Source organism: Bradyrhizobium sp. P2_E8, from assembly GCF_056403875.1.
In genome coordinates this window covers 1-5,692 of sequence record NZ_JBFUES010000468.1, presented here as the reverse complement: position 1 = coordinate 5,692, position 5,692 = coordinate 1, and the positions used below count along the sequence as shown (strand labels likewise).

The 5,692-nt window shown below is 65.4% G+C and carries 5 protein-coding genes; 2 read left to right on the top strand and 3 right to left on the bottom strand.

Features of this window, described 5'->3' with window-relative positions:
* Positions 1-164 precede the first annotated feature (164 nt).
* Together AC1D00_RS23835 and AC1D00_RS23830 are read left to right on the top strand one after the other, a co-directional pair.
* Positions 165-941, top strand: a complete 777-nt coding sequence (locus AC1D00_RS23835) for a DUF1223 domain-containing protein (RefSeq protein WP_027543950.1) — start codon at positions 165-167, stop codon at positions 939-941.
* A 737-nt stretch (positions 942-1,678) separates the two neighbouring features.
* Positions 1,679-2,050: a DUF2794 domain-containing protein gene (locus tag AC1D00_RS23830; protein WP_135178803.1), complete on the top strand. Its 372-nt coding sequence runs from the start codon at positions 1,679-1,681 to the stop codon at positions 2,048-2,050.
* A 98-nt stretch (positions 2,051-2,148) separates the two neighbouring features.
* On the opposite strand, the gene AC1D00_RS23825 is transcribed toward AC1D00_RS23830, so the two are convergent.
* From AC1D00_RS23825 to AC1D00_RS23815, 3 genes are all read right to left on the bottom strand, one after another.
* Positions 2,149-2,679 carry a GNAT family N-acetyltransferase gene (locus AC1D00_RS23825; RefSeq protein ID WP_027543951.1) on the bottom strand — a complete coding sequence of 177 codons (531 nt, stop codon included), beginning with the start codon at positions 2,677-2,679 and terminating at the stop codon, positions 2,149-2,151.
* Between the two features lie 220 nt (positions 2,680-2,899).
* Complete coding sequence (locus AC1D00_RS23820) at positions 2,900-3,691, bottom strand: Bax inhibitor-1/YccA family protein (protein WP_025575992.1); 792 nt, start codon at positions 3,689-3,691, stop codon at positions 2,900-2,902.
* Positions 3,692-3,969: 278 nt separating this feature from the next.
* Positions 3,970-5,692, bottom strand: a 1,723-nt coding sequence (locus AC1D00_RS23815; RefSeq protein ID WP_477012334.1) for an ABC transporter permease, incomplete at its 5' end; no start/stop codon positions are given.

Below are 5,692 nucleotides of genomic sequence, written 5' to 3'. Positions count from 1 at the left end.
GCCTATCACAAGGCCGCCTTCGCGCGTTTGCGGCATGCTTCGGATGGGCCCGCCCGACGGAAATTCCGGCCAGGACGGTTGAGTGTGTCGCGCCCCGTAAGACTACGGTGACCATCAGGCGATAAGATTTCCCTTCCCACGAGCAATGGTGTGCGGCGTTCGACATGACAGCAATGACGGCTTCTCATCCGATTTCACGTTGGTCCGGTGCCCTCTGGTCGGGAGCACTCGGTATCTGCGCGATCGTCGCTGTTATCCGACCCGCCGAGGCTGATCCCCGCGCCGTGGTTGAGCTCTTCACCTCGCAGGGCTGCTCCTCCTGCCCGCCCGCCGACCAGATCATCGGCGATCTCTCCAAAGACCCGTCGATCATCGCGCTGAGCATGCCGATCGATTATTGGGATTATCTCGGCTGGAAGGACACGTTGGCGGATTCGCGCTTCTCGGCGCGGCAGCGCGCCTATTCGCGCATGCGCGGCGACCGCGAGGTCTACACGCCGCAGGTCGTGGTGAATGGCTCGACGCATGTCATCGGCAGCGACCGTGCCGGCATCGAGAGCGCGATCGGCAAGACCGACAAAGGCGCGGGCGTGATGAGCGTGCCGGTGACGATGTCGCTCTCGGGCAAGCAGATCAACGTGTCGGTGGCCGCGAGCAAGGAGCCGGCGATCTCGCACGGCGAGGTCTGGATATGCTCGATCGCGAGGTCGGTGCCGATCGCGATCGCCAAAGGCGAAAATCGCGGACAGCAGATCACCTATCACAACGTGGTGCGCAACCTGCTCAAGGTCGGCGACTGGACCGGTCGTCCGGAAAGCTGGACGGTGCCGATCGAGAACCTGACGCGCGACGGCGTCGACGGCGCGGTGGTCTATGTCCAGGACGGCAGCCGCGAGAAACCGGGCCCGATGCTGGGCGCGGCGTACACGTCGCTGCACTGAAGCGCACGCTTCGCATTCTTCCCGATGTGCGGTCTGGCTCTATCTCCTCATGGTGAGGAGCGCGCCCCTTGCGCGCGTCTCGAACCATGCAGGCCCGGCTGATGCCGCTCGGGCCTCGATCGTTCGAGACRCCGCGCGAAGAGCGCGGCTCCTCAGGATGAGGGGAGAGAGTGTGCTCAAGATCGTTTCGGAAAATCTGGTCTCTCGTCATTCCGGGGCGCGCCGCTTCGGCGCGAACCCGGAATCCATTTCTCAACTCGAAAATTCGGATTGATAGATTTCGGGGTTTGCACTTCGCGCGCCCCGGAATGACAGTGGGGCAGACACATCCCGACACAAACAAAAAAGGACCAACTCGCGTTGGTCCTCCTTGTCGCGCGTACAGACCCGATCCTCTCGACCCCGGGGGGCTGGGGGCTGAGGAATCCGGAACCGAAAAGACCGGGTCAACGCACATAAGTCTTTTCGCAATGCAGGGCGGCAGGCGCTGGGCGGAAAAGCGGCGATACTATGATTCCTGCTAACGATCCCGTGACGGTTCGTCGCGACAGAGTTCCACCGTTGCGTGTGTTCCGATTCGCGCAGGATTCGACGGGTTGCACCCAGAGCCCTTCAAAGAGCCCTCGAGAGCCCCTTGCGGCGGGGAACAGTTGGCGCAATCATGGGATTGTCATGATCCGCGGTTCCGGGGACGGTTTTCGCGGGCGCGATCATGTCGTGCGATGAGGAGGCGCCCCATGAGTCTGACGTCGGAGGATGCCGATCCGAGTGAGCAGCGCGCGGCGGCGCGTCCCGTCGCTGCAAATGCGCAGCCGAACCAGGTGACCTTCAACCGGCTCGAACTGCGCCGAATTCTCAACCTCTACGGCCGCATGGTCGCCGACGGCGAGTGGCGCGACTATGCCATCGACTTCCTGAAGGACCGTGCGGTGTTCTCGGTTTATCGCCGCGCCTCGGAAGTGCCGATCTACCGCATCGAGAAGGACCCGCGCCTCGCCCGCAAGCAGGGCATGTACAGCGTGATCTCGGCGACCGGCCTGATCCTGCGCCGCGGCCATGAGCTCGAGCGCGTGCTGCTGGCGATCGATCGCAAGCTGGCGGTGGTGTGACGGGGCTTTCGTAGCCCGGATGGGCGAAGCGACATCCGGGACTCTGCCAATCGTATTCCCGGGTATCGCTTCGCTCACCCGGGCTACGAAGCTTGGCCTTACTTCCCCGGCACCGTGCTGGCGCCCTCGCCGAGCTCGCGCTGCATCATCACCGTGTCCAGCCAGCGGCCGAATTTCAGCCCGACATTGGGATGCGTGCCGATCATCCTGAAGCCGCCCTTGGTGTGCACGCCGATCGAGCCGGCATTGGCGGAATCGCCGATCACCGCGATCATCTGGCGGAAGCCGCGCGCCTCGCACTCGGTGATCAGCCGCTCCAGCAGCAACGAGCCGACGCCGCGGCGATGGAAGGAGGGATCGAGATAGATCGAGTTCTCGACAGTGAAGCGATAGGCCGGCCGCGGCCGGTAGGCGCCGGCATAGGCGTAGCCGGCGACGCGCCCGTCGAGGATGGCGACGAAATAGGGATAGCCGCCGTCGACGAGCGCGCGGTAGCGCCGCGTCATCTCGGCAAGATCGGGCGGTTCCAGCTCGAACGTCGCCGTGCCCTCGCGGACGGCCTGCTGGTAGATGGCGGTGATGGCGGGGAGGTCGGCCTCGAGGGTGGGCCTGATTTCAGGTGCGGACATGGGGAAAGATTAGAGCCTTCCCGCGGCGGCCGGAAGGGGCTCCGGTGTTGCCCCACCCGTCATTGCGAGCGCAGCGAAGCAATCCAGAAATGCATCTGCGGAGGGACTCTGGATTGCTTCGTCGCAAGAGCTCCTCGCAATGACGCGGGGAGGCAGTGGGGCCCAAACAAAAACCCCGGCCTAGTGGCCGGGGTTGGTGTCCGTTCTCTCGTCGCAGTGCTTAGTCGCGCTGGCCGAGGAGCTGCAGGAGCAGCGTGAACAGGTTGATGAAGTTCAGGTACAGCGACAGTGCGCCGGTGATGGCCGCACGCTCTGCGATGTCACCGCCGGCCGAGGCGTAGCCGTAGATGTAGTCGTTCTTCAGCCGCTGGGTATCCCAGGCGGTGAGGCCCGCGAACACCAGCACGCCGACCACGGACACGATGAACTGCAGCATCGAGCTCGCCAGGAACAGGTTCACCAGGCTGGCGATGATGATGCCGATCAGGCCCATGAACAGGAACGAGCCCATCCCGGTCAGGTCACGCTTGGTGGTGTAGCCGTAGAGGCTGAGCGCACCGAAGGTCGCCGCGGTGATGAAGAACACCCGCACGATCGAGGTGTGCGTGAACACCAGGAAGATCGACGACAGCGAGATGCCCATCAGCGCCGAGAACACCCAGAACAGGATCTGGGCGGTCGAGGGTGCCAGACGGTTGATGCCCGCCGAGATCACGAACACCATGGCGAGCGGCGCGAGCATGAACAGCCACTTCAGGGGGCTGACGAACATCGCATAGCCGAACGGCGTCAGGAACAGCTTGCCGACGCGGACGGCTTCCGGGGTCGGAACGTCAGTCACGGCAGCCATGTAGACGCCGAGTGCGGCAAGGCCCGTGATGGCGAGGCCAATGCTCATGTAGTTGTAGATGCGCAGCATGTAGGCGCGCAGACCGGCGTCGACCGTCGCGGCGTCAACACGCCCGGCGGCCCTGCCGAAAGGAGAAGCGTAGTTACGGTCTAGGTCCGACATGGTCGATTCCCGTTGGTTGGCCGGTCCGGCATGAGGGTCGCCATGCCGCCGGTTCGTCAAATTCTATCTCGGATACCGATGYCTGCCGACTAAATTTTGGCTAACAATCGGGGCTCCGAACCCATTCGATATGTGGGAAACTAACACATTCGCTGCAACCGTCCACGCGCGGCTGAATGTCGCCCTTGGCGGCAATCCTGACGCGAACCTGACGCGCAACGCGGTTAATCGCCGGAATCGTGCGATTCCGCACCCGCGCGGCGGCCCGCTACCTTTTGTCACAAATTCCGCAACACCGTGGCGGGCTTTTTGTTCAACGCCAGGAGCGTGCCGGCGAGCCCGAGCCCGACGGTGACGACCAGGGCGGCCACGACCACGCCGGCTGCGCTGCCGGCCTGCCAGACGAAGCTGAGCGTCATCAGCCGCGTCACGATCATCCAGGCGGCGATGCTGCCGGCGATCACGCCGAAGACGGCGGTGGCGAGCCCGATCAGGAGGTATTCGAGCGCATAGGCGCCGAGCAGCCGCAGCCGCGTCGCGCCCAGCGTCTTCAGGATCACCGCATCGTAGACCCGGTGGCGATGGCCGGCGGCGAGCGCCCCGCCCAGCACCAGGATCGCCGAGATCAGGGTCACGGCGCTGGCGCCGCGGATCGCCAGCGCAAGATTGGTCACGACCGAGCCGACCGTCTCCATCACCTCGCGCACGCGCACGCTCGTCACCGTCGGATAGGTGTCGGCGACCTGCTTGATGATCCTGCCGTCGCCTTCGGCGTTGCCGCCGGCTACGGTCAGCGTCGCGATGTGGGTGTGCGGCGCGCCCTTGAAGGCGTTGGGCGAGAACACCAGGACGAAATTGATGCCGAGGCCCTGCCAGTCGATGTTGCGCAGATTGCTGATCTTCGCCGGGATGTCGCGGCCGAGCACGTTGACCACGACCTCGTCGCCGAGCTTGAGGCCGAGCCCGTCGGCGATCTTCTTCTCCATCGAGACCAGCGGCGGGCCGGAATAGTCCGCGCTCCACCACGCGCCCTCGACCACCTTGGAGCCCTTCGGCAGCTCGGCGGTATAGGTGAGGCCGCGGTCGCTTTGCAGCACCCACTCGGAATCGGTCGTCGGCTTGAGCTCTTCGGCGCGGACGCCGCGCGCGGCGACGATGCGCCCGCGCAGCATCGGCACGTCCTCGACCTTGGCGCCGGGCGCGATCTGGCGCAGATAGCCGTCGAACTGCACCGCCTGCGTGCTCGGAATGTCGATGAAGAAGAACGACGGCGCCTGATCTGGCAGGGCCGCGAGGAACTGCCGGCGCAGATTGCCGTCGATCTGGGTGATGGTGACGAGCACGGCGAGCCCGAGGCCGAGCGAGAGCACGACCGAAGGCGTCAGCGCGCCCGGCCGGTGGATGTTGGCGATCGCAAGTCGCAGCATCGGCAGGCGCGTCCGCGGCAACCGCCGCGCGATCGTCATCAGCAGGGCGGCGATGCCGCGCAGCAGCGCGAACACGACGACCGAGGACGCCACGAACACCGCGGCGATGCGCTTGTCGAAGGACAGGCCGATCACGACCGCGACGAGCAGGGCGATCACGACGCCCATGAACGCGAGATAGCTCCAGCGCGGCCGGTGCCATTCGGAGCTGATGGTGTCGCGGAACAATGCGGCGACCGGCACGTCATGCACCCGTCCGAGCGGCCACAGGCCGAAGGCGAGCGCGGTCAACAGGCCGTAGACGAAGGACAGCGCGAGCTCGTCGGCGTGCACGGCCGGCACCACCGGCAGCGGCAACAGCTTGCCGAACAGCCCGACGATGGCGAAGGGCATGGCGGCGCCGAGCGCAAGCCCGATCACGGACCCGATCGCTGCCAGCAGGACGACCTGGGCGAGATAGATGCCGAACACGTCGCGGCCCGTGGCGCCGACGGCCTTGAAGGCCGCGATCACCTCGAGCTTCCGGTCGATATGGCTCTTCACCGCGTTGGCGACGCCGACACCGCCAACCAGC

Coding starts and splice junctions, on each gene's coding strand:
- AC1D00_RS23835 (WP_027543950.1), top strand. CDS start 165: ATGACAGCAATGACGGCTTCTCATCCGATTTCACGTTGGTCCGGTGCC.
- AC1D00_RS23830 (WP_135178803.1), top strand. CDS start 1,679: ATGAGTCTGACGTCGGAGGATGCCGATCCGAGTGAGCAGCGCGCGGCG.
- AC1D00_RS23825 (WP_027543951.1), bottom strand. CDS start 2,679: ATGTCCGCACCTGAAATCAGGCCCACCCTCGAGGCCGACCTCCCCGCC.
- AC1D00_RS23820 (WP_025575992.1), bottom strand. CDS start 3,691: ATGTCGGACCTAGACCGTAACTACGCTTCTCCTTTCGGCAGGGCCGCC.